General features: G+C 75.4%; 17 protein-coding genes. 8 read left to right on the forward strand and 9 right to left on the reverse strand.

The genetic code is table 11. The features are described from left to right. Positions 1-42 precede the first annotated feature (42 nt). The 6 genes from AB0N76_RS11100 to AB0N76_RS11125 all read right to left on the reverse strand — a co-directional run bounded on the left by AB0N76_RS11100 (position 43) and on the right by AB0N76_RS11125 (position 8,313). Positions 43-1,284, reverse strand: a complete 1,242-nt coding sequence (locus tag AB0N76_RS11100; protein ID WP_363555549.1) for a cytochrome P450 — start codon at positions 1,282-1,284, stop codon at positions 43-45. After that, a complete protein-coding gene (locus tag AB0N76_RS11105; protein WP_363555551.1) occupies positions 1,281-4,148 on the reverse strand; it encodes a PEP/pyruvate-binding domain-containing protein in 2,868 nt (955 codons plus the stop codon). Before AB0N76_RS11105 ends, AB0N76_RS11100 begins: the two co-directional genes overlap by 4 nt. Further along, complete coding sequence (locus AB0N76_RS11110) at positions 4,138-4,842, reverse strand: nitroreductase family protein (protein ID WP_363555553.1); 705 nt, start codon at positions 4,840-4,842, stop codon at positions 4,138-4,140. Before AB0N76_RS11110 ends, AB0N76_RS11105 begins: the two co-directional genes overlap by 11 nt. A 47-nt stretch (positions 4,843-4,889) precedes the next feature. Beyond that, positions 4,890-5,558 carry an isoprenylcysteine carboxylmethyltransferase family protein gene (locus tag AB0N76_RS11115; protein ID WP_363555555.1) on the reverse strand — a complete coding sequence of 223 codons (669 nt, stop codon included), beginning with the start codon at positions 5,556-5,558 and terminating at the stop codon, positions 4,890-4,892. Positions 5,559-5,648: 90 nt separating this feature from the next. Further along, complete coding sequence (locus AB0N76_RS11120) at positions 5,649-6,452, reverse strand: AfsA-related hotdog domain-containing protein (RefSeq protein WP_363555557.1); 804 nt, start codon at positions 6,450-6,452, stop codon at positions 5,649-5,651. Positions 6,453-7,077: 625 nt separating this feature from the next. Further along, positions 7,078-8,313, reverse strand: a complete 1,236-nt coding sequence (locus AB0N76_RS11125) for a cytochrome P450 (protein WP_363555559.1) — start codon at positions 8,311-8,313, stop codon at positions 7,078-7,080. Positions 8,314-8,554: 241 nt separating this feature from the next. On the opposite strand from AB0N76_RS11125, the gene AB0N76_RS11130 reads away from it, so the two are divergent. From AB0N76_RS11130 to AB0N76_RS11160, 7 genes are all read left to right on the forward strand, one after another. Then, a complete protein-coding gene (locus AB0N76_RS11130) occupies positions 8,555-9,253 on the forward strand; it encodes a polysaccharide deacetylase family protein (RefSeq protein ID WP_363555561.1) in 699 nt (232 codons plus the stop codon). A gap of 138 nt (positions 9,254-9,391) precedes the next feature. After that, positions 9,392-10,969 (forward strand): alpha/beta fold hydrolase, encoded by a 1,578-nt coding sequence (locus AB0N76_RS11135; protein WP_363555563.1) that lies wholly within the window; start codon positions 9,392-9,394, stop codon positions 10,967-10,969. Between the two features lie 99 nt (positions 10,970-11,068). Continuing rightward, complete coding sequence (locus tag AB0N76_RS11140) at positions 11,069-11,764, forward strand: response regulator transcription factor (RefSeq protein WP_363555565.1); 696 nt, start codon at positions 11,069-11,071, stop codon at positions 11,762-11,764. Positions 11,765-11,927: 163 nt separating this feature from the next. After that, positions 11,928-13,286 carry a HAMP domain-containing sensor histidine kinase gene (locus AB0N76_RS11145; protein WP_363555567.1) on the forward strand — a complete coding sequence of 453 codons (1,359 nt, stop codon included), beginning with the start codon at positions 11,928-11,930 and terminating at the stop codon, positions 13,284-13,286. A gap of 107 nt (positions 13,287-13,393) precedes the next feature. Next, complete coding sequence (locus AB0N76_RS11150) at positions 13,394-15,493, forward strand: hypothetical protein (RefSeq protein WP_363555569.1); 2,100 nt, start codon at positions 13,394-13,396, stop codon at positions 15,491-15,493. Further along, the gene (locus AB0N76_RS11155; protein ID WP_363555571.1) at positions 15,490-17,013 is read left to right on the forward strand and encodes a hypothetical protein; all 1,524 of its coding nucleotides are present in this window, start codon (positions 15,490-15,492) and stop codon (positions 17,011-17,013) included. The genes AB0N76_RS11150 and AB0N76_RS11155 overlap by 4 nt, the downstream gene beginning before the upstream one ends. Positions 17,014-17,132: 119 nt before the next feature. Next, entirely contained in the window at positions 17,133-18,365 is a 1,233-nt protein-coding gene (locus AB0N76_RS11160; RefSeq protein WP_363555573.1) for a glycosyltransferase, read from the forward strand. A 43-nt stretch (positions 18,366-18,408) separates the two neighbouring features. Here the strand turns inward: AB0N76_RS11160 and AB0N76_RS11165 are convergent, their stop codons facing one another. Beyond that, positions 18,409-19,338: a LysR family transcriptional regulator gene (locus tag AB0N76_RS11165; protein WP_363555575.1), complete on the reverse strand. Its 930-nt coding sequence runs from the start codon at positions 19,336-19,338 to the stop codon at positions 18,409-18,411. Positions 19,339-19,747: 409 nt separating this feature from the next. Here AB0N76_RS11165 and AB0N76_RS11170 point away from each other — a divergent pair, with 409 nt between their 5' ends. Beyond that, positions 19,748-20,536: an MHYT domain-containing protein gene (locus AB0N76_RS11170; protein ID WP_363555577.1), complete on the forward strand. Its 789-nt coding sequence runs from the start codon at positions 19,748-19,750 to the stop codon at positions 20,534-20,536. A 160-nt stretch (positions 20,537-20,696) separates the two neighbouring features. On the opposite strand, the gene AB0N76_RS11175 is transcribed toward AB0N76_RS11170, so the two are convergent. Both AB0N76_RS11175 and AB0N76_RS11180 read right to left on the reverse strand, forming a co-directional pair. Then, positions 20,697-21,806, reverse strand: a complete 1,110-nt coding sequence (locus AB0N76_RS11175) for a C45 family peptidase (RefSeq protein WP_363555579.1) — start codon at positions 21,804-21,806, stop codon at positions 20,697-20,699. Then, positions 21,803-23,461, reverse strand: a complete 1,659-nt coding sequence (locus tag AB0N76_RS11180) for an amidohydrolase (RefSeq protein WP_363555581.1) — start codon at positions 23,459-23,461, stop codon at positions 21,803-21,805. The genes AB0N76_RS11175 and AB0N76_RS11180 overlap by 4 nt, the downstream gene beginning before the upstream one ends. Positions 23,462-23,494: the final 33 nt, after the last annotated feature.

Consider the following 23,494-nt stretch of genomic DNA (forward strand, 5'->3'; position numbering starts at 1 on the left):
TCGGACCAGGCCGGGAGCCGGGACGCGGTCGGGGGACGGTGGTCACGCCGGTCGCTTCGCGGACAGCGCCCAGCGCACCGGCAGCTGCCACAGGCCGTTCACGAACATCGTCCGCCGCCACGACAACTCCTCCTCGGCGACGGCGAGTTCCAGCACCTCGAAGCGGCGCAGCAGCGCCTCCACGCCGATCTGCAGTTCGGCGCGGGCGAGTTCGGCGCCCAGGCACAGGTGGCGGCCGTACCCGAAGGCCAGGTGGGCGGCGGTGTCCGGGCGGCCGGGGTCGAAGGTGTCGGGGTCGGCGAAGACGGCCGGGTCGCGGTTGGCGGCGTCGGTGAGCGGGACGACGATCCGTCCGGCCGCGACCGGGCAGCCGCCGAGCACGGTGTCCTCGGTGACCAGGTGCGGGGCGCCGCCGGTGTTGTTGAGGGAGGTGAAGCGCAGCATCTCCTCCACGGCGGCGGGAATGCGCGCCGGGTGCGCGCGCAGCTCGTCGGCGAGGCCGGGGTGGCGCAGCAGCAGGAGGACGCACATGGCGAAGGAGTTGCCGGTGGTCTCGTAGCCGGCCATCAGCATGCCCGAGCCGAGGGCGACGACCTCCCGGGTGGACAGGCTGCGCTCCGGGTCGTCCTCGGGCCGGGTCGCGAGGACGGTCAGCAGGTCGTCCGCCGGTTCGCCCCGGTCGGCGGCCTGCCGCTTGGCGGCGACCAGCGCGGCGAAGTACTCGTCGACCCGGCCCTGCGCGGCGGCGACGTCCTCGCGGCTGTGGCCGGAGGTGGACATCAGGATGTCGACCTCGCGGCGCAGCATCGCGGAGTCGGTCACGGGGATGCCGAGCAGCTCGCAGATCACCCGCATCGGGAACGGCACGGTGTAGCCGCCGACCAGGTCCGCCCGGCCGTGCTCGGCGCCGGCGGTGAGGTCGTCGAGGAGCTGTTCGGCGAGGGCCGCCAGGCGCGGGCGCAGCCGGCGGACCTGGCGGGCGGTGAAGGCGGGCAGGATCGCGCGCCGCCGCCGGGTGTGGTCGGGGGCGTCGGCGGTGGCCAGCAGGACCGAGTCGGTGGCGCGGGCGAACAGCGGGCGGGCGAGCTCGGTGTAGCGGGCGCGGCTGAACCGGTCGTCGCCGAGCACCGCGGTGACGTCCTCGTACCGGGTGACCAGCAGGGCCGGGCGGCCGCTGGACAGTTCCACGGGGTGCGGGACGCCGGCGTGCAGGACGTCGCGGTAGGCGTCGGGCGGGCGGACGTCGCCCGCGGCGGGGAAGGGGAAGCGGACGGGGTCGCTCATGGCCTCTCGGTCTTCTCAGGTGTCGTGGTGGGCTCAGCGGCGGTGGCGGCGGCCGGCTGTTCGGCGGGCGGCTGTTCGCCGGGCGACAGCAGGCGCACGGTCCCGGCAGTGCCGTCGAGTTCGATCCAGGCGCCGTCGGGGATCGCGGTGGTGGCCGCGGGGACGGCGACCACGGTCGGCACGCCGAGCAGCCGGCCGGTGATCGCGGTGTGGGAGAGCAGGGTGCCGCGTTCGACGACCATGCCGGTGGCGGACATCATCAGGAACAGCCAGCCCGGGTCGGTCTCCCGGGCGACCAGGATCCGCCCGTCGGCGAGGTCGGGATCGGTGCCGGGGTCGAGGATCACCTTCGCCCGTCCGCGCACCACCCCGGCGCTGGAGCCGATGCCGCGCAGCACCTGCCCGTCCGCGCCGCCGCCCGCGGCCACGGGCACCGCCCGCTCCAGCGCGCGGGCCAGCGGCAGGCCGGCCGGGGTGCCGAACAGGGCCGGGCGCTGCGGGCGGGCCGTCCAGCGCTCGCGTTCGGCGCGGCGCAGAGCGGCGAGGGCGCGCAGGTCGCCGACGGTGCCGGTGCCGTCGAAGGCGCCGATGACCTCCTCGACGGTCAGGTCGGTGATCTCGAGCGGGTCGTCCAGCACGCCGGCGGTGACGAGTTCGCCGCCCAGGCGCCACATCACCTCGCGGGAGAGGCCGAACAGCTGGGTGCGGCAGAACCGGGTGTCCTCGCGGATCCGGGCCAGGTCGCGGCCCACGGCGGCGAAGCCGAGCAGGACGGCGCGCCGGACCGGGTTCGGGCACGCCTCGCGCAGCCGCGCGCGGGCGCGGGCGGTGGCGGCCTGCTCGTCGGCGCGGCTGGCGGCCACGGTGGCGCCCTGGCGGACCATCGGCCGGATCAGTGCGAGGACGGTCCAGGGGCGCTGACGGGGGGTGGGCTCCTCCAGCTTGAGGTCGTGCAGGGCGCGGTCGGCGTAGTGGGCGAGGTAGCCGCGCGCCGCCTCGGCGACCCCGGCCCCGTGACGGCCGCCGGTCAGCTCCTCCCAGAGCTGCCGGGGGTCGCGGGTGTCGTCGAGTACGGCCTCGCGCGACTCCGGCTGTGCGGCGACGAGTTCGGCCAGCGCCATGGCCGCCCGGACCGCTTCGAGCGAGCGGTTCTCCCGTCCGCCGCCGAGCAGGGCGACCAGCAGTTGCGGCCCCTGGCCGGTCCAGCGGCGCAGCAGCAGGCTGGCGACCCCGAGCACGAACAGGGCGATGAACGCGTTGACGAGGGTGACGCCCCAGCGTTCGCCGGCCCGTTCCCAGAGGCGGCGGTGGAAGGCGATCAGCTCCTGGGGGTTACCGGGGGCCGGGCCGCTGCCAGGGCTGCCGAGGACCTGCTCGGCCTCCGCCAGCTGCCGGTCCCACCAGCGCAGGAAGCGCTTCACCTGCCGGGGGTGCCGGACGGCCCGCCAGAGCAGGCGCGGCAGTCCGCCGACCACCGCGAGCGCCGGCCAACGGCGCTCGCCGCGGGCCGGGCCGGTGATGCCCATCGACTGTTCCCAGCCGCGGCGGACGATCTCGAACACCGGCATCTGGCCGTGCAGTTCGTGCCAGTCGTCGAGCCGGTAGTAGACCTGCCCCTCCAGGAAACCGACCATCCGCTCCAGGTGGTCGGCGTTGTCCCGGACCCGGGAGGCGGGCACGCCCATCCGCCGGTACAGGTCGGCGAACGAGCGGCGGTAGAACTCGCGGGACAGCGAGTACGTCAGGGCGCCGGAGGTCCCGGGGAAGCTCTCGGTGATGTTGTGGTTGCCCCAGTACACGGTCGGGCCGGTCCCGGCGGCGTCGGCCCGGTCGTCCCGCACGGGACCGGTCACCAGCGGGCGGGCCTGGACCAGGTGGACGGTGCCGTCGGGGGTGATGGTGCCCTCGATGTCCTGCGGGGCGCCGAACAGCTCCTCCACCCGGGACGCCAACGCGGCCACCTCGCGGACCCGTTCGTCGTCCAGCACCGGCGGGTCCGCCAGCTCCGGCGGCACCGCCAGCACCACCGGCGCGCCCGACACCGCCCCGGCGGGCAGGCCCACCGACCACCGCTTGTGCACCGTCCGCGCGCTGACCCGGCCGGTGGCGGGGTCGTGGAAGAAGTGGTCGACGTCGGCCTTCTCCTGCACCACGCCCTCGCCGATGCCGTGCGCCGCCGCGACCAGGTGCCGCCGCGACCCGTCGCGCGGGTCGCGGGTGAACGCCACGAAGGAACGGGTGCCGAGCACCATCCGCTGGACGCCGACGGCCACCCGGGCCCGGGTCGGGTCCAGCCCGCGCAGGATCCGGTAGCGGACCGCCTGCGGGTTGAACGCCGAGGCCCAGCAGCCGACGACGGCCGGGAGCAGGCCGTCCTCGTCGACGTAGAGGAAGCTGTCGCTCATCCCCGCGAAGGGGTCGACCGCGCTGTCCTCCCCCACGCCGTCGGGATCCGCGCCCTCGGGGTCCGCGCCGTCGGGGCCTCCGGTGTCGGTGGCGACCGGGACGACGCAGGCCCGGACCGCCACCAGGCCCTCCACCCCGGCCAGGGCGGCGAACTCCTTGCGGACCCGTTCCGCCAGCGCCGCCGGCGGTTCGGCGGCGGCGAGGGCCACGCGGGCCGCCGCGCACCACCGCTCCACCGCCTCCCGGTCGTCGCCGTCCCCCGGCGGCGGTGCGGGCAGAGCCGGGCGGAGCGCGTCCAGGGCCCGGTCGAAGGCGGTGGCGGGCAGGCAGAAGAACTCCGGCACCCGGAAGCCCGCCCGCCGCAGCAGCTCCTGCCGGGCGAACTTGTTGCCCACCTGCCCGGCGTCCGCCAGGACGTCACCGGCGAGGGCGGCGGTGGCCACCAGATCAGTCGTCACGGTCGTCTCCCCAAGCCCCGCCGGCCCAGCCGTCCAGGTGCCACACGCTCTCCACCGGCCGACGCGGCGCCGGCCGGAACCCCTCCCCGAGCGCGTGCGCGGTCGGGATCAGCAGCCCCTGGCGGACCTCCGGCGGCAGCCCGAGGATCGCGGCCACCTCCTCCTCCGCGTCCAGGTGCACCGTCGTCCAGGCGGTGCCGAGCCCGCGGGCCCGGGCGGCGAGCATGTAGCTCCACGCCGCCGGGAGCAGCGACCCCCACACGCCCGCCTGGTTGCCCGGCGGCAGCGGCCGGCCCCGCAGGTCCAGGCAGGGGATCACCAGCACCGGGACCTCGTGCAGGTGCGCGGCCAGGTGGCGGCCGCCCGCCAGCATCCGGTCCGACACTCCGCCCGTGCCCGCCCCGGCGGCGTCCGTGGCAGCGGCGCTCGGCGGGTAGCGGGCCTCGAAGGCGCGGCGGTAGACGGCCGCGATCCGTGCCCGCTGCGCCGGGTCCACGACCACCAGCCACTGCCAGCGCTGGGTGTTGCCGCCGTTGGGCGCCTGCAGGGCGATCTCCACGCACTCCCGTACGACCGCCAGGTCCAGCGGGCGCGCCAGGTCCAGGCGCCGGCGCACCGCGCGCGTGGTGGTCAGCAGCTCGTCGGGCGTCAACTCGGCTGACGTCGACTCGCCAGGCGTCGACTCGCCAGGCATCAACTCGCCCGGTGTCAAGGGGAGTCGGCCCGGGGCCGCCGGGGCGCTCACCACAGCCCCGGGATCAGCCGGGCCCGGCCGGCGGCGTAGTCGGGGTAGCCGGGGATGTGCACGAGCATCCGCTCCTCGGTCCGGATCCGCCACAGGACGGCGGCCACCAGCAGCACCAGCAGGACGGCGCTCGCCGGGTTCAGGAAGAAGCCGACGAACCCGAGGTGCGCCAGCAGCATCCCCGCGTAGGCGGGGTGCCGGACCAGTCGGTAGAGGCCCCAGGTGACGATCTGGTGGTCGCGCTGGCGCATCACGTGGTGGGAGTAGAAGCGCCCCAGCGTGCGGATCGCCACCTGCCGCACCACCACCCCGCCGACGAACACCGCGGCGGGCAGCAGCAGCACCGGCGACCAGCCGTCCCACGGCAGCGGACCGAGCACGGCGGCCGACACCGTGGCGATCCGCGCGGTCGCGTACCAGAGCAGGGTCGCCGCCTCCTTGGGCGCGGCCGCCGACCGGCGGAAGGTGACCGGCACCTCCACCGCCAGCCAGGCCAGGTAGCAGCCGGCCAGGACGGCGGCGACCAGGTCGAGCGGGTCACCGGCCCGCCGCAGATGCACCGCCAGCCCCGTCCCGACCGCGGTCACCGCGACCACGAACAGCACCCTCGGCGCCAGCACCACCCACGGCACTCCGCCCCCGACCACCGGCTTCACGGTACTCACCTGGTGTTTCCCCACTCCTCACGACGACTGACGACTTCTGACTGACGGCTGACGGCTGACGGCTGACGGCATGGCTGAAGACGACCGCGCTCACCCGGCACCGCGGCGCTTGCGGTACCCCGCGCGGCTCAGCGTGTGGACGGCGATCTCCACCCGGCCCCGCCGGCGGCCGCTGTCCGCCTCCACCAGCGCCATCCGGTACTGCGCCCGCACTCCCCTGGCCGGCGCGAACTCCCAGGACCACTCCAGCGGGACCGACTCCGGCAGACCGACCGGCAGGTCCGCGTCCAGCGACAGCCACAGCATCTGCGCGTCCGGACCGCGCTCGTGCGCCGTGTGCCCGAGCAGGGTGGCGAGCTGGCGCGCCGACTCGATCAGGGCCCCCGGCGTGTGGACGCCCCGCGCCCCGCCGTGCAGCCGGTGTCCGACCGGCGGCACCAGCACCGCCGCCCGCTCGGTCCGCACGGTCGCGCCGACCAGCACGTTCTCCGGCAGCCACCGGTGGACCAGGCCCGCGTCCGCGGCCGTCACACCGGTGACCGGCGCGACCGCGGTCTCGACCGGACCGGCCGGATCATCCCGGCCGCCGAGGTGGACCGTCGCCCGGCACACGGAGTCGTCGCCCTGGTCCGCCCGCACCTGCCAGGCCGCGCGGGCGCCGTACTCGCCGCCGTCGGGCAGTTCCTCGCAGTGCAGCAGCACCGGCCGGCCCAGCTCACACATCCGCTCGAACGCGATGGACAGCCGCAGCCGATCGCCGCCGACCGCGCCGGACCGCGCCTCCGCCTGCCCCAGGACCAGGTCCAGTACCCCCGCGACCAGCAGCATCCCCGGCACGTGGTCGAGCGGGTGGTCGAAGAAGCACCGGTCCCCCTCGTCCACCCGCAACGGCACGACGACCGGACCGAAAAGGCCCGCACGATCGCGACGGGCACGAATTGACGCGTTGTCATGACCGGATTGGGTGCCGGTTTCCCGTGTGACGCCTGGTGCCAACGATTTCACGGGGCCCGACACAACCATCGATCAACCACTCGAATCAAGCACCGCCGATCAACTCCCCCGCCGACGCGACGCAGTGACCGATAACCGCCCTCGACTGACCGGATTCCTGCCCCACACACCCACCCACAGCACCCAAACCCCCACCAGACACGACAATCACCCGCAGCGGAAATCCACTGAGTCGACTGGGGAGAATCGCTCGCGGCGGCCATCAATCACCGGCCGGATGGAGGGTGCTCGAATTCATCGGAATTCCCGGCCGGGAAAGCGGGAAATCGGGGCGGAGCAGCGCACCCGCCGCGACCCGGTCAAACACTCGGAAATGAGAAAACCGCCACCACCGGCGCACCTTCGGCACCGGGTGATCCGCCCATCCCTCCGTGTCCCACCCAAGCGGGCCCGCCGCACCCGAAAGGCCACGAACGAACGGGCGGACGGGGTCGGGGAGGCGGCGGCGGGAGCCGCGGACGGGTGGACGACGGAGGTCTCGGCCAGCAACGGGCCGCCGACCGGGTCAGGCCGGGCGGACCGGGAGGCGGCGGGGGCCGCGGACGAGGAGGCCGGGGCGGTAGGGGAGGTCGGCGGGGTCGGCGGCCAACCGGAGGGTGGGGAGGGCGTCGAAGAGGCGGGGCAGAGCGAGCTGCGCCTCCAGGCGGGCGAGGCGGGCGCCGAGGCAGACGTGCGGGCCGTGGCCGAAGGCGACGTGGCCGGGCGCCCGGTCGGTGCCGGGGAGGTAGCGGTCGGGGCTGAACCGGTCGGGGTCCGGGTAGACCTCGGGGTCGCGGTTGGCGGCGGCCAGGACGACGAGCACCGAGGAGCCGGCCGGGATGACGGTGTCCGAGCCGAGGTCGACGTCCTCGGTGGTGCGCCGCCAGGTGGCGCCCTCCAGCGGGCTGCCGTGGCGGAGGGTCTCCTCGATCACCGCCGCCCAGCGGTCGGGGCCGCCGTCCCGGGCGGCGGCGAGTTCGCCGGGGTCGGTCAGCAGGGCGAGGGAGGCGGAGGCGAGCAGGTTCATGGTCGTCTCGTAGCCGGCGAAGAGCAGCAGGAAGGCCATCGCGAGCAGGTCGTCCCGGTCGAGGGCGTCCGGTTCGGCCGCGTGCACGAGCGAGCTGAACAGGTCCTCCCCCGGGGCCCGGCGCTTGTCGGCGATCAGCTGGTCGAAGTAGGCGTGCAGCCGGCCCCAGGCGCGTTCGGTGGTGCCGGCCGGGAGCGCGTCGGCGGGGGATCCGACCTGGTAGGTCCAGGTGCGCAGGTCGGCGCGGTCGCGCTCGGGGACGCCGAGGACCTCGCCGATCACCAGGACCGGCAGCGGGAAGGCGAAGTCGTCGACGAGGTCCGCGGTGCCGTCCCGGTGCAGCCGGTCGCTGAGCCCGGCGAGCACGGTGTCGGTGAGCTGCCGGATCCGGTCGGCCATCGCGTCCACCCGCCGGGGGGTGAAGGCGGCGACGGCGAGGTGGCGCAGCCGGCGGTGGTCGGGGCCGTCGGTGTTGAGCATGTGCCGGGCCAGCGCGGCGCGTGCCGGGTCGGCCGGGCAGCCGGCCCGGGCCCGACCCGCGTTCGGTTTCGGCACGTTCGAGAACCGGGGGTCCGCGAGGGCCGCGCGGACCTGCCGGTGGCCGGTGACCAGCCAGGCGGAGGTGCCGTTGGCCAGCCGTACCCGCGTGGCCGGTCCCGCCGCGCGCAGGGCCGCGTAGAAGGGGTACGGGTCGCGGGCGAACGCGGGGTCGGCGGGGTCCAGGGAGAACGTCACGCCCGCTATCCTCCCCGAGGGCCCGGCGGCGCCCGCAGGGACCCCGGGTTCCGGCGGACCGGGAGGCTCCGGATCGCGCCCGGAGCCGACCCGCGCGGAAGGGCGTCCCCGAGCTGGCCGAAGCACGCCCCTGCGCGTCCGCGACCCCGTGACCGGACCTGGGTGAGCGGTTACATTGACCGGCACGCGGGGAGGGCCGGGCATCGGGTTCGTTCCTGCCCCGCGCCCGTTGGGAGGACCCGTGTCTTCGCCTCGTGAAGCGGACCGGCCCGCAGGCCGCCGCACCACCCGTGTCCTGATCGGCGCCCTGATCGCGGCCGCCACCGCCGTCGTCGCCCTGCCCGCCGTCCCGGCCCAGGCGGCCGGAGCCGGCGCCGCCGGCAAGGTCGTCTACCTCACCTTCGACGACGGCCCGAGCCCGCGCTACACCCCGCAGGTCCTGGCCCTGCTGTCCCAGTACGGGGTCCGCGCCACCTTCTTCGAGATCGGCCAGAACGTCGCCGCCTACCCCGGGGTCACCCGGCAGGTGCACGCCCAGGGCAACAGCGTGCAGAACCACAGCTGGTCCCACCCCGACCTCCGCAACCTCTCCAAGTCCGCCTTCGACTACCAGGTGACGGCCACCGACGCGCGGATCCGCGCGCAGACCGGGTACACGCCGTCCTGTCTGCGCCCGCCCTACGGCGGGGTGAACACGACCGTCCGCGCGCGGGCGGCGGCGCTCGGCAAGAGCGTCCAGCTGTGGAGCGTCGACCCCCAGGACTGGTCACGGCCCGGGCGGGCCGCGATCGAGCGCCGGGTGCTCAACGCCGTCACCCCGGGCGCCGTCATCCTGCTGCACGACGGCGGCGGCGACCGCAGCCAGACGGTGGCCGCGCTGCCCGCCATCCTGCGCACCCTCAAGGCCCGCGGCTACACCTTCGCCCTCATGTGCCGCTGACCCGGCCTGCGGCCCGTTCCGGGCCCGGGCCGATCTTCTTACACGTCTTTGCCGTCGCTCTGCCGAACGTCTGACCGGCGCCCGGCACTGTCGTCCCCACACCGAGGCACACACGGACGACAGGACGGACGGGACACCATGACGAGCAAGGCGACGGCCGGGGCCACGACCACGCGGACGCTGCGACGGGCCGGGGTGGTCACCGGGGCGGTGGCGGCGCTGCTCTCGGCGCTGCCACTGGCACCGGCGACGGCCGCCGCGGCGCCGGCCCCCGGCACCCAGGCCCGGCCCGGCTGGTGCCCGGACCTGGACGGGTACCGGGTCGACTGCGGCACCGTCAAGCGGCCGCTGGTCGCGGACAAGCCGTGGCTCGGCAGCGTCCCGGTGGCGTACGCGGTGGTGCGCCACACCGGCCCGGGACCCGCGCGGGGCACCGTCGCGATCAACCCGGGCGGGCCCGGCGAGACCGCGATCGACCGGGCCGAACCGTTCGCCGCCGCCCTGCAGGGCGTGCTCGACACCCACGACGTGCTGCTGGTCGACCCGCGCGGCACCGGCCGCTCCGGCCGGATCCCCTGCGGGGTCACCGACGCCGAGTACCGCTTCGCCGACCACGCCGGCCAGCGCGCCGCCGTCGCCCGCTGCGCCGAGCGGCTCGGGCCCCGGGCGGCCGGCTACACCAGCGCCGCCACCGCCGACGACCTCGACGCCGTCCGGGCCCGGCTGGGCGCCGAATCGCTCGTCCTGTACGGGCTCTCCTACGGCACCTACCTGATGCCGGTCTACGCCGGCCGTCACCCCGAGCGGGTCGAGTCGATGGTGCTCTCCGGCGCGTTCCCGCTGGCCGTCGACCCGCTCGCCCGGCCGAGCGCCGAGGCCGTCGCGCAGTCCCTGCGGCGGGTGTGCGAGCGCAGCGCGGCCTGTGACGGCGCGACGGCCGTCGAGGACCTCGGCACGGTCGCCGCCCGGCTGCGCGAGCGCCCGCTCACCCTGCGGATCGACGCCGCCGGCGCCACCCGCACGCTGCGCTTCACCGAGGACAAGTTCGCCAACCTGCTGTACGAGGCCGCCAGCCGCGAGGCCGGGGCGGACCCGGCCGGGCACTCGCTGCTCGGCGACCTGCCGGCCGCCCTGCACGCCGCCGCGCGCGGCGACGACACCGCGCTGACCGCCCTGGTGCGCGCGGACTACGCGCCGGCCACCGCCGAGGACCAGGCCGGCTTCCTCGCCGTGGCCTGCAACGACTACGCCCGGGCCTGGTCGGTGGACGCCCCGCTCGCGGTCCGCCGCCAGCAGTACCGCCAGGCCCTGTCCGCCGCCGACCCGAACCGGTTCGCGCCGTTCAGCGTCGAGGGCTTCACCGCCGGGCAGACCGACGGCGCCGACGCCTGCATCCGCTGGCCGCGCTCCGGCACCGCCCGCCCGCAGCCGGTGGACGGCCCGCTGCCGGACGTGCCCGTCCTGGTGCTCTCCGGCGACCTCGACTCCAACACCCCCGAGAGCGCCTCCCGGCTGTCGGCCGCGCAGTTCCGCCGCAGCACCCTGGTGTCCGTGCCCAACGCGGGGCACGTGCCGGAGCTGGAGTCCACGCACTGCGCGGTCGCCGTCGCGAACACGTTCATCCGCACCGGGCAGCCGGGCGACACCTCCTGCACGACCGCCGTCCCGCCGATCGCCGTCACACCGGTGAACGCCGCCGGGCCGACCGCAGGCTGACGCACCGTCGGATCTGGGCCCGTCCGGGTGGACGGGCCCCGGCCGCCCGGGCCGTCGTCCGCATCCCCACCACCGCCCGCCACCAGCGAGAATGACGCCATGACAGACGCAACCGCGCCCGGACGCACCGTGCTCGTCGTCGAGGACGACCCCGGGGTCCGCACCACCCTCGACCAGCTCCTGCGCTTCGAGGGCTACCAGGTCCTGACCGCCACCGACGGCCAGGCGGCCCTGGAACTGCTGGAGCACCGGCGCCCGGACCTCGCCGTCGTCGACGTGGTCATGCCCCGCCTCGACGGGCTGGCGCTCTGCCGGATGCTGCGCCGGCGCGGCGACCGGCTGCCCGTCCTGGTCCTCACCGCCCGCCACCAGCTCGGCGACCGGGTCGCCGGGCTCGACGCGGGCGCCGACGACTACCTGGCCAAGCCGTTCGCCACCGAGGAACTGCTGGCCCGGATACGCGCCCTGCTGCGGCGCGCCACCCCGCCCGCCGACACCGGCCTGCTGTCCTGCGCCGACCTCGTCCTGGACACCGCCGCCCGCAGCGCCCACCGCGGCGAGCGGCCGCTCGACCTCACCAAGACCGAGTTCGACCTGCTGGAACTGCTGCTCCGCAACCAGGGCGCGGTGCTCACCCGCCCGCAGATCTACGAGCGGATCTGGGGCTACGACTTCGACACCGACTCGCGCTCGCTCGACGTCTACATCGGCTACCTGCGCCGCAAGAGCGAGGAGCACGGCGAGCCCCGGCTGATCCAGACCGTCCGCAACGTCGGCTACCTCGTGCGGACCTAGGCCCTCTCTTCCGGATCGCGCCGGGCGGTCGCCGCCGGAGCACGCACCTCGCCGGCTTGTCGTCGGTCGCCGATGCTCCGCATGGGCTTCCTCCTCCGCACCGCCGATGCACGCACTCCAACGACGCCCACTGACCCGACGTGATCCGAAAGAGAGGACCTGAGTGCTGCGCGCCCGGATCGCCCTCGTCGTGGTGGCCGCCACCCTGCTGGCCATCGCCGTCACCGTCACCACCTCCTACCGCAGCGTCTCCGGACTGGTCGCCGAGGAGTTCGACCGCGTCCTCGCCGACCGCGCGGACACCGTCGTCGCCCTGCTCGACGCCGGCCGCACCCCGGCCCCCCGGCCCGACACCACCGAGCAGCTGCTGCTGCCGGACGGCACCGTCCGCCCGCTCTCCCCCGGCCGCGAGCCGCTGCCGGTCCCACCGGGGGCGCTGGAGCTGGCCCGCGACGGCCTGGGCACCCGGGCGGAGGAGATCACCGTCGGGGAGACCACCTACGGCGTCCTCACCAAGGGCCTCGGCGCGGGCGCCGGGGCGGTGCTGATCGGCCAGACCTACGCGGACGCCGAGCGGGTCGACCGCGAGTTCCTCCGGCAGATCACCTGGACCACCGCGGCCGCGGCGGCCGGCTGCGCCGCCCTCAGCTGGCTGCTGCTCGGCCGGGTCCTGCGGCCGGTGCGGCGGCTGGCCCGGGCCGCCGAACACATCAGCACCACCCAGGACCTCGGCACTCCGCTGCCGCCGGCCGGCCGCGACGAGGTCGGCCGGCTGACCCGCTCGTTCGAGATCATGCTCGACGCGCTCCGCCGCTCCCGCGAGGCGCAGCAGCGCCTGGTGCAGAACGCCAGCCACGAGCTGCGCACCCCGCTGACCTCGGTCCGGGGCAGCGCCGAGCTGCTCCAGCGGGCCCGCGGCCGGCTCGCGCCCGAGGACGAGGAGCAGATCCTGGCCACCCTGGTCGGCGAGAGCGTGGCGCTCGACGAGCTGGTCCGCGAGCTCGTCGAACTCGCCACCGACCGGCAGGCCGACGAGGACCCGGTGCCGCTCGACCTGGCGGTGGCGGCCGAGGACTGCGCGGGGCGCTTCCGCCGCCGCACCGGACGCTCCATCACGGTCACCGCCGGTACTGGCGTCCTCGTCCTCGCCCGGCCGCGCGCGCTGCACCGCTGCATCGACAACCTGCTCGCCAACGCGGTCAAGTTCAGCCCCGACGGCACCCCCGTCGAGGTCCACGTCGAGGCCCTGCGGCCCGGCGGCGTGCGGCTGTCCGTCCGCGACCACGGCCCGGGCATCCCCCCGGCGGAGCGGCAGGCGGTCTTCGACCGCTTCCACCGCGGCCCCGGCACCCAGTCCGTCCCCGGCTCGGGCCTCGGTCTGGCCATCGTCCACGACCTGATCGCCGCCGATCACGGCACCGTCTTCGCCGGCGCCGCCCCCGGCGGCGGCGCCGAGGTCGGCTTCCGCCTGCCGGCCCCCGCGGCGGCCGACCGGGGCGGTGAGTCACAGCTTCGCAACTGAGATCACGTCAGTTGTATTACCCATGAGTAGAGCTGACGATCTCCCCTATCCTCCTTCCATCACGGCGGTGTGCACCACCGAGCCGGAGGACTGGGGGGTTCACGGTGATGCTGTACGGCCGGGACGCGGTGTTCAAGGACATCGTTCCCGCACTGGTGGGTCTGAGGCTCGACAAGGAGAGACGGCTGCGCGATCCGGCCGGGACGCCGCCGGTGGTCGAGTTCGCGGGCGGGCGGCTCACCGGCCGGACGGCCCTGCTGGAGGAGCTGGAGGAGCGGTACGCGAAGCACCTGCCGCAGGCGTACGCGGACCTCGCCCAGGAGGACTTCGGCCAGCCGGGGCTCGCCCCGCCGTACGACCCCGGTCCGGCGAACGTCTCGCGCACCGCGGACCTGCTGTTCCTGCTGCGGCACGAACTCGGCCGGCGGCCGAAGAAGTTCGACGGCACCCTGGCGTTCCCCCGGCTCACCCTGGGGCTGCTCGCGGTCACCAGCTGGCAGGAGGCCCTGGACGGCGAGACCGAGGCCGCCCGGCACCGGCTGGCGGGGTTGCTCCTGGCGAGCGAGGCCGACGACGCGGTGCGCCGAAGCCGGGCGGCGCAGTGGATCAAACAGCTCCCCCGCCCGGCCGACGCCGTGCCGGGGGCGACCGCCGAGGTGGACCCGCGGGTGGCGGCGCTCGCCGATGTCGTCGGCACCGAGCTGCTCGGCCACGGCGCCACCACGACCGGCCGGAACTGGTGGGCCGACCGGCCGATCCGCCCGCACGGCGGCGCGCACAGCCAGCTGACCGCGCTGCGGCTGCGCTTCCGCAGCACCCCGACGGACCAGCGGTTCGCGGAACGGCAGCTGCTGGCGGCCCTGTTGGCGGACATCGCCGGCCACTACACCCTGCGCCGCCGGCTGAACTGGCTGCCGCGCCCGCTGCTGCTCCTCGACAACGCCCACACCCCGCTGGGCCGGCAGGTCCTCGACGGCCTGACCTGGGTCTGGCACGAGGGGACCACCCGCCACCGGCCCGGCGTCGTCGTGACCACGCTCGCCGAGGAGCCCGCCACCCTCGACCCCGAGCGCGCCGCCCTGTCGACCCGGACCGCCACCGGCCCGTTCTGGCTCCAGACCCGGCCGGAGACGGCGGACGGCTGGCTGCTGCGGGTGCCCCTGGCGCAGCTCTCGCCGGACGAGGTCCAGGGGATGTTCGAGGACACCCCGGTCGAGCCGGGCACCGCCCGGCTGATCCAGCGGCTCGCGGCCGGGCGGGCCGGGATCGCCCACACCCTGGTGCAGGCCGCCCGGCAGGAGATCCGCCAGCGCGGGTTCGTCCCGGACCACGCGCTGCTCGACCTGGCGTCCGCCGCCGACCCGGACCAGTCGGTGCGCGAGCGGCTGCTGCGGACGCTGTTCCCCGAGGAACTCGCCCGGACCAGGCTGGTCCGCTTCGCCCCGGCCCTGGACGAGCAGGCCGCCCTCGCGCTCGGCGGCGTGCACCCGCCCGGCGGCGACCCGCGCCTGGCGGTCCAGGACACGGTGAACCTGCTGGCCGACGGCCGTTGGGGACCGCGCCACTGGCCGGGAGCCGCGGAGTCGCCGTTCATCGGCGACCCGGTGCTGCGCACCCTGCTGCTGCACGAGTCGCTGGCCCGGACCTCGGCGACACCCGAAGCCGTCGGCTGGAAGGATCTCCAGCTGGCCCTCCGGGGTGTGTACGGCCGGGACACCGAGCCCAACCGGACCATGCGGCTCCTGCACCACTCGCTCTCGCTCGGCCACACCGCGGTGGTCGCCCGCGTCCTGCACCAGTACCTGGCCGGGCTGACCTCGCCCCGGCGCGCCGCAACCGCCGGGCAGGGGGCATCCTGGTGGCTCGGCGCCCTCAACCTGATCTGCGCGGCGCCCCCGCCGCCCGCGAACATGCCGCTCCCGGCCTCGCGGCCGGTCCCGTGTCCGGCCTGTCCGGGCGGGAAGCGCGACTCCGTGCACCGGGCGGTGGAGCTCCTCCTGCTCGGCCTGTGGAAGCAGTCGCAGCCGCTCACCCCGCCCGACCCGAACGGGATCGGCGACATCGAGCGGCAGTTGCTCACCCTGGCCCCGTTCGGCGCCCCCGCCGCCAAGCAAGTCTTCGAACTGGCCCACCGCGAGTGGCCGCGCCTGCTGAGCCACTGGATCCAGGCACCCTACCTGCCGACCTGGGGAGAAACCCGTCCATGAGAGTCCCCTTTCCCGCCGGACCGCTGAACCGCGTTCTGGTGCTCCTCCTCGCCGCCGCCCTGCTGACCACCGCGGGCTTCGTCACCTACCGCATCCTCACCGACCGGTCCTGCGGCACGGGCGTGGCCAAGCACGACGGCGAGGAGTGCGTCGGCGTCACCGACGGCGGTTTCGTCTTCCACCAGTCCCTGAAGCAGGTCTCCGAGCAGATCAAGGCGGAGAACGACAAGCTCGCCGGCAAGTCCGTCGCCACCGTCGCCCTGATGATCCCGATGGTCTCCACCTCGCCCGCCGAGCAGCAGGAGTACCTCGAGCAGGTGCAGGGCGCCTACCTGGCCCAGCACCGGGCCAACAGCCAGGACAACCAGCCGCCGATCCGGCTGGTGCTCGCCAACCCCGGCCGGGCCTACAAGCAGTGGCGCACGGTCGCCGAGCAGTTGGCCGAAGCCGCGGCCGACGAGAAGCAGAACCTGCGGGCCGTCACCGGCCTCAACATCAGCCTCCCGGAGACCAAGGAGGCCGTCCGCTACCTCACCAAGGAGCGGGGGATCCCGGTGGTCGCGGGCCCGATGACCGCCGACGACATCAGGAACACCACGGCCGACCCGCGCGCCTTCCCGGGCCTGGCCCACGTCGCGCCCAGCAACGGCGACCAGGCCACCGTCCTCGCCGCCTACGGGGCGGCCACCAAGCCCGGCGAAGCCCTCCTGATCAAGGACCTCCGCGAGAACGACAACTACCTGAGCAGTCTGCGCGCCTCCTTCGAGAAGCTCACCAAGGACGCGCCGTACATCCCGCAGCCCTACCGCTCGCCGGCGGACGACGTGAACGACAAGGGCAACCTCGCCAACGAGTTCCGCCGGATGATGCCGGAGATCTGCGCGGCCACCGCGACGACCGTCTACTTCGCCGGCCGACCCGTCCAACTGCGCCAGTTCCTGATCGAGTTGAGCGGTCGGCCGTGCCCCGAGAAGGCCTACACGGTGATCACCGGCTCGCACGCCTCCACCCTGCTGGTCGACCCCGAGTTCACCGCCCACTGGGACATGCTCAGCACCGGAAAGGGGATCACGGTCCGGTACACCGCGCTGGCCCACCCCGACACCTGGGGACCGCACAGCACGGAGGCCACCGGCGGTTCCAAGAAGGCGACGCAGGAGCTGTACGACCTGCTCCCGAAGCCGGAGCCCGGGGCGGCCGAGCGGGCCGGCCTCGCCGACGGCCGGGTGATCATCACCTACGACGCGGTCACCACCGCCGTCGAGGGCATCCGCAAGAGCACGGTGGGCGATGTGAAGATGCCCTCGACCGCTCAGGTCGCCAACAGCTGGCTGCGGATGCGCGGTGACGGCCGGGTCGACGGCGCCAGCGGCTGGATCTGCCTCGACGAGACCGGCAACCCGTACAACAAGGCCATCCCCATCGTCCGCCTCGACCCGACCGCCAAGACCGCGGTCCTCGAAGGCGTCGCCTGGCCGTCCGGGCACGCTCCCGACGCCAAGTGCTCGACCAAGGGCTGAGATTGACGGCGCGTCTCGGTCCGGCACGAAGGAGGAGAAAGCCGGGAGTTGCGGAAAGGCCCAGGTCATGACGGAGAATCACCGACCTGGGCCGGAACCGCTGATACAGGAGTGACGAAATGCGTGTGGTGTTGTCGGCGTACGATTCGCGCGGGGGCGTCGAGCCACTCGTGGGCCTGGCCGTGCGGCTGCGGGAGCTCGGCGCGGAGGTGCGGGTGTGCGCTCCGCCGGACGAGGAGTTCGAGAAGCGGCTGGCCGCGGTCGGCGTGGCGATGGTGCCGACCGGCCAGTCGGTGCGCGACCTGGTGACCGGGAGGACGCCGCCCGCCCCGGGCGGCATAGCCCGGCGCGCGGCCGACCTGGTCGCCGCGTTCCACGAGAACGTCACCGCGGCCGCCGAGGGGGCCGACGTGCTGGTGGCGACCGGCCTGGTGCCGGCCGTCGCCGGGGTGAAGTCGGCGGCGGAGACGCTGGGCGTCCCCTATGTGTACGTCAGCTACCAGCCGGTCAGCCTGCCGTCGCCGCACCACCCGCCGATCCCCCGGCCGGGCCGGCCGCTGCCGCCGGAGGTGACCGACAACGCGGTGCTGTGGGAGCGGGACGCCGAGGACGCGCAGGCCGTGTTCGGCGAGGCGGTCAACGGCCACCGGGCGTCCGTCGGGCTGCCGCCGGTGGACGACGTCCGCGACCACGTCTTCACCGACCGGCCGTGGCTGGCCTCGGACCCGGTCCTGGCCCCGTGGCGGCAGCCGGCCGGGCTCGACGTCGTGCAGACCGGCGCCTGGGTCCTGCCGGACGAACGCCCGCTCCCCGCCGACCTGCTGGCCTTCCTCGACGCCGGCGAGCCGCCGGTGTACGTGGGCTTCGGCAGCATCCCGATGCGCGATCCGCAGGAGCTCGCCCGGGTGGTGACCGAGTCGGTCCGCGCGCACGGGCGCCGGGTGGTCCTCTCGCGCGGCTGGGCCGACCTCGCCCTGGCCGACGACCGGGACGACTGCTTCGTCATCGGCGAGGTCAACCACCAGGCGCTGTTCCGCCGGGTGGCCGCCGTCGTGCACCACGGCGGCGCGGGCACCACGACCACCGCCACCTGGTCGGGCGCGCCGCAGGTGATCGTGCCGCAGGGGGCGGACCAGCCGTACTTCGCCGCCCGGGTGGCCGAGCTGGGCATCGGCGCGGCGCACGACGGTCCGACCCCGACCGTCGAGTCGCTGACGGCCGCCCTCGGCACCGCCCTGGCGCCCGAGGCCCGGGTCCGGGCGGGCGCCGTGGCCGGCGCCTTCCACGCCGACGGCGCGGAGGTGGCGGCGAAGCTGCTGTTCGAGACCGTCGGCCGGACGCCGTCCGCCTGACGCACCGCGCGCTCCGCCGACCGGGGGCGGCGCGCCGTGGCGGTCACGGCGCGCCGGCCCCGTCGGTCTGGTCCGTCTCGGCGGCCTCCGCCCGGAGCAGGGCGGCCAGCGCGTCCGCGTACGGGCGGGGGCCGCGGCGGCGCGGCAGGGCCAGACCGAAGTGCCGGGCCGGGCGCGGCGGGAGCACCGGGACCACCCGGGTCCCGGGCAGGGCGGGGTCGAGCGCGACCGTCGGCACCAGGGAGACGCCGACGCCCGCCGCGACCAGCGAGCGGGCGAAGAAGTAGTCGGTGGTGGAGCCCGCCACCCGCAGCTCGAACCCGGCCAGCTCGGCGTGCCGGTGCAGGAAGGCCTCGGTCTTCGCGCAGCCCAGCACCCAGCGTTCGGCGGCGAGTTCCGACAGGTCGAGGGCGGGCCGCCCGGCCAGCCGGTGCCCCTCGGGCAGGACGACCAGCAGCGGGTCCTCCAGCAGCGGGGTCCACTCCAGGCCGGAGCGGTCGCCGGGCACCACCGGCAGCGGCCCGTCGAAGTGGTAGGCGAGCGCCAGGTCGGCCGCGCCCTCGCGGACCATCGGCAGGCTGTCCTCCGGCTCGCGCTCCACGATCCGCAGCTCGACCTCCGGGTGCGCCCGCGCGAACCGGGCCAGCACCCCGGGCAGCAGCCGGCGGCCGCCGCTGGTGAAGGTGGCGAGGGTGAGCCGGGGCCGGGCCGCGCCCAGCCGCCCGATCTGCTCCTCGGCGTGCCGCAGCTCCGCCCCGACCGCGACGGCGGCGTCGACCAGCAGGCGGCCCGCCTCGGTCAGCCGCACGCCCCGGGTCGAGCGTTCGACCACGGTCGCGCCCAGCCCGCGTTCCAGGGCGGCGATCTGCTGGGAGACCGCGGACGGGGTCAGCAGCAGGGCGGCGGCGGCCCGGTTGAAGCTCCCGTGCTCGGCCACCGCCTGAAGCATGGTGAGCCGTCTGACATCGAGCATCGCTCGCCCCCGGTGGTCGGTCCCGCCGCCGGCGCGGCCGGCGGGCGTCTCGTCTTCGCCGCGACGACGATACGGCCCGGGGTGCGGCGGCCGGGCGCACGGGCCGTCAGCCTTCACGGAAAATCCCGCAGACCCCCCGGTGCGAACCCTTGACCGACGGGTGGATAGTATGTACTCGCACGTCAGGCCCGGCAGGTGGACACCCGTCGCGGCCACCACCCGCGCCCGGGGCCGATCCACAAGACCAGGCCCTGACCCCGCCGGTCGGTGGACCGCTTCGATTCAACTCCGCTTCCCCGAGGGTTCCGACTCCTCGCGTACTCCTGGAACCGGGAACACCGCGCCGGACCGTGCTCCGCGCGGGTGGTTCCCGTCCGAATCCATCAACGAAACGTCAGCTCAGGTAACCATGCACCACACCGCCCCCATCGACGGCTTCCACTACGGCTGGGTCAACCCGGTCCTGTCGTACGTCGTCGCCTGCACCGGAGCCGCGCTCGGCCTGCGGTGCACCGTCCGCGCCCTCGACCTGCCGCCGCGCCGGCGCCTCGGCTGGCTGCTGCTGGGCGCCATCGAGATCGGCTGCGGCATCTGGACGATGCACTTCCTGGCGATGCTCGGCTTCAACGTCACCGGGTCCACGATCCTCTACAACGTGCCGCTCACGCTGCTCAGCCTGGTGCTGGCGATCGCCGTCTGCGGCCTCGGCATCCTCTACGTCGGCTACCGGCCGCGCGGCCTGACCACGCTGCTGGTCGGCGGGACGGTCACCGGCCTGGGCGTCGCCGCGATGCACTACCTCGGCATGGCGGCGATGCACGTCCAGGGCCAGGTCTCCTACGACCCGCTCATCGTGGTCGCCTCGATCGCCATCGCCGTGTTCGCGGCCACCGCCGCGCTGTGGATGACGCTGAACATCACCGGTCTGCTGGCCTCGCTGGCGGCCGCCATGATCGCCGGGGTCGCGGTGGTCGCCATGCACTACACCGGGATGGCTGCGGTCTCGGTGGTGCTGGACGGCCGCTCCCCGGTCGGCGGGCTGCCCGCCTCCCAGTTCATCACCCCGCTGGCGGTGGCGGTCCTGGTGCTGCTCGCGCTCGGCGGGATCGCGCTGATGCTGTCGCCGCAGGACAGCTCGCTCTCGGGCCGGGCCGGGGCCCAGCCGGAGCGGATCCCGGTGAAGCTCTTCGACCGCTGAGGCGTGTCGTAGGACCAGACGGGCAGGGCCCGGTGCGGACGGTTCGTCCGTACCGGGCCCTGCTGCTGTCCGCCGCCACCTGCCGGGCGGTGGCGGCGGGTCGACCGACCCGGGCTCAGCCGGCCCGGGTTCAGCCAAGGCCGGGGCGGGGTGCGCGCGGTCAGCGCGCGGTGAGGGTGCGCCAGGGGCGGGTGTCGAGCTCGGCCGGGGTGCCGTCGAGGATCGCGGCGGTGCGGGTGGCCGGGTCGAGGGCGACGGTGGCCAGGCTGGCCCAGCGCTGACCCAGCGGCAGCGCCGGGTCGGGCAGGCAGGTGACCGGCGGCTCACCGGGCCCGGTCACCAGGCAGCGCGCGAGCGCCTCCGCCGTGTCGGGCAGCGGCCGCAGGGCGGCGAGCCGGGCCCGCACGAAGTCGTGGCGCTCGCCCGAGTCCGGCTGGTAGAGCCGGGTCTTCTCGCCGGCGGCGGGCACCGGCGTCAGGAAGTGGTTGGTGCGCACGAACCCGCCGTGCTCGTCCGGCGCCACCGCGAACACCCCCACCGGACTGAGGTCGAGCAGCGCGCCGTCCGTCCCGTCGAACAGCGCGAACGAGCCGGAGGAGCCGAGCGGGGCGCCGCGCACCAGGTCGACGGCCTCGGCGACGCTCCCCGCCTCCGCCAGCACGGTCGCCGCGAGCACGTGCACGGGGACGCCGCCGACGCCGTCCCGCTCGTGCCCGAGGATGTTGAAGTGCAGGGCGAGCCCCGCGCTGTTGACGCCGATCTTGCCGAGGATGCCGTCCTCGGTGAGGCCGACGACGGTGTACCGGGCGCCGCTCGACTCCAGGGTGTGCCAGTGCGCGCTCAGTTCGACGTGCCAGTCCCAGGTCTGCGCGCCGAAGGTGCGCGGCCGTCCGGCGCCGGTGGCCGCGCGGCGCACCAGGGTGGTGCACTCCCCCGGCGGGACGGCGGCGCTGGCGGCCAGGATCTCGGTGCGGGCGTTGAGCGCGGCGATCCGCCACGGTTCGAGGCCGGCGCCCCGGGCGATGCCCTCGATCTCGGCGTGGGCGGCGGGACGGAAGCGGCCGATGGCGTCGAGGGCGCGTTCGGCGTCCGCGCGGACCCGGGCCGGGGTGATGCCGCCGAGCGCGAACAGGCGGTCGTAGACCTCGATCGCGGCGGGCAGGCCGGTGCGCAGCTGCTCGCCGCGCGCGGTGCCGCGCCGGTACGGGTCGGCGTCCGCCACCTCGACGTGCCGGCGGTGGTCGGGGCGGGGAATCGGCGTCGTGGTCACTGGTCTTCCTTCGAGGTGGTGGCGGCGGTGTCCGGGTACGGCTGGAGGACGCCGCCGACCACCGTCGCGAGGACGGCGTTGGCGGCCTGGGCGGCGGGGGCGAGGGCGAGCGGGTCGGCCGCGAAGACGGTCAGGTCGGCGGTGAACCCCGGGGCGACGCGCCCGAGTTCTCCCGCCGCACCGGCGGCGTACGCGGCGGCGACGGTCATCCCGGCGTAGGCCTCGCGGGCGGTGATCGCCTGGTCCGGCTGCACGGGTGCCGCGTCCGGGTCCTCGACCGGGCGGCGCAGCTGGCAGTCGGCCAGGCCGACGCGCGGGTCGCCGGGCCCGATCGGCCAGTCGGAGCCGAGGGCGACGACGGCGCCGTGGTCGAGCAGGTCGCGGGTGCGCCAGCCGTGGGCGACCCGCTCGGGGCCGATCCGCCGGGACCAGTTGTCGCTGCCGTCGGGCCGGGTGTGCCGGGTCGCGTGGACGGGCTGCAGGCTGGCCACCACGTCGAGTCGGGCGAACCGGGGCAGCAGGTCGTCGGGGATCGACTCGATGTGTTCGATCCGGTGCGGGGCGCGCGGGACGCGGCCGGCCTCCTCGATGACGTCGAGCGCGAACCGCACCGCGCGGTCGCCGATCGCGTGGGTCGCGGTCGGGATGCCGAGGTCGGTGAAATAGCGGACGGCGGCGCGGTAGGCCTCGGTGTCGCGCCACAGCGGTTCGCGGTTCTCGCCGTGGACGTCGGGGTGTTCGAACCAGGCGGTGCCGTTGTCGGCGGTGCCGTCGAGCATGAACTTCACGCCGTCGACGTGCCAGCGCCGCCCGCCGCGGCCCTGGAGGGCGGCGATCGCCCGCCAGACGTCCGGGGCGGAGTCGGCCGGGACGAGCGGGGAGCAGCGCACCCGCAGCGGCAGTTCGCCGTGCTCCTCCAGGTGCCGGAACACCTCCTCGGAGGGGTCGGCGAAGTCCAGCGCGTGCAGGCCGGTGAGGCCGCTGCGGGCGAGGCGTTCGAGCTGGTCGCGGACGTAGCCGGCGGCCGTGGCCGGCGGCACCTCGGGGTAGTGGGCGAAGACCAGGTCCATGGCCTGGAGTTCGAGGATGTGGCCGGTCGGGCGGCCGGCCGCGTCGACGGCGATCGAGGAGGCGTCGGTGAAGGTCTCGCGGCCGGTCAGGCCGACGAGTTCGACGACCCGGGGGCTGACCAGGAGGGCGTGGGCGTCGCGGGTCATCAGCGAGACGGGGCGCCCGGGCAGGTGCTCGGCGAGGACGGCGCCGGTGGGCTCGCCGTCGAACAGGTTGACGTCGAGGTCGTAGCCGGTGATCCACTCCTCGGGCGGGAGGCCGGCCGCGGCCTCGGCGAGGCGGGTCAGCAGCTGGTCGAGGGTGGCGGCGGCCGCCAGGTCGACGCTGCCGCCGGCGGAGATCGACCCCCAGACGGGGTGGGCGTGGACGTCGACGAGGCCGGGCAGGATCGCGGCGTCCGGGAAGGTGTGGACGGCGGTGGCCGGGCCGCGCAGCGCGTCGAGGGCCGGTGCGGGGCCGACGGCGGTGATCCGGCCCGCGGTGATCGCCACCCCGTGCAGCGGGGCGGGGCCGGCGGGCGGACCGGCGGTGTCCTCGGCCGGGTTCCGGACGGTGCGGGCGAGGAGGATGGTGTCGGCGTGCACGGTTTCCTTCGGGGTGCTGGGGTTCTGGGGTGC

Source organism: Kitasatospora sp. NPDC093806, from assembly GCF_040683335.1.
Taxonomy (GTDB): Bacteria; Actinomycetota; Actinomycetes; order Streptomycetales; family Streptomycetaceae; genus Kitasatospora.

Coding starts and splice junctions, on each gene's coding strand:
- AB0N76_RS11165 (WP_363555575.1), bottom strand. CDS start 19,338: ATGCTCGATGTCAGACGGCTCACCATGCTTCAGGCGGTGGCCGAGCAC.
- AB0N76_RS11140 (WP_363555565.1), top strand. CDS start 11,069: ATGACAGACGCAACCGCGCCCGGACGCACCGTGCTCGTCGTCGAGGAC.
- AB0N76_RS11155 (WP_363555571.1), top strand. CDS start 15,490: ATGAGAGTCCCCTTTCCCGCCGGACCGCTGAACCGCGTTCTGGTGCTC.
- AB0N76_RS11110 (WP_363555553.1), bottom strand. CDS start 4,842: ATGCCTGGCGAGTCGACGCCTGGCGAGTCGACGTCAGCCGAGTTGACG.
- AB0N76_RS11170 (WP_363555577.1), top strand. CDS start 19,748: ATGCACCACACCGCCCCCATCGACGGCTTCCACTACGGCTGGGTCAAC.
- AB0N76_RS11160 (WP_363555573.1), top strand. CDS start 17,133: ATGCGTGTGGTGTTGTCGGCGTACGATTCGCGCGGGGGCGTCGAGCCA.
- AB0N76_RS11135 (WP_363555563.1), top strand. CDS start 9,392: ATGACGAGCAAGGCGACGGCCGGGGCCACGACCACGCGGACGCTGCGA.
- AB0N76_RS11100 (WP_363555549.1), bottom strand. CDS start 1,284: ATGAGCGACCCCGTCCGCTTCCCCTTCCCCGCCGCGGGCGACGTCCGC.
- AB0N76_RS11150 (WP_363555569.1), top strand. CDS start 13,394: ATGCTGTACGGCCGGGACGCGGTGTTCAAGGACATCGTTCCCGCACTG.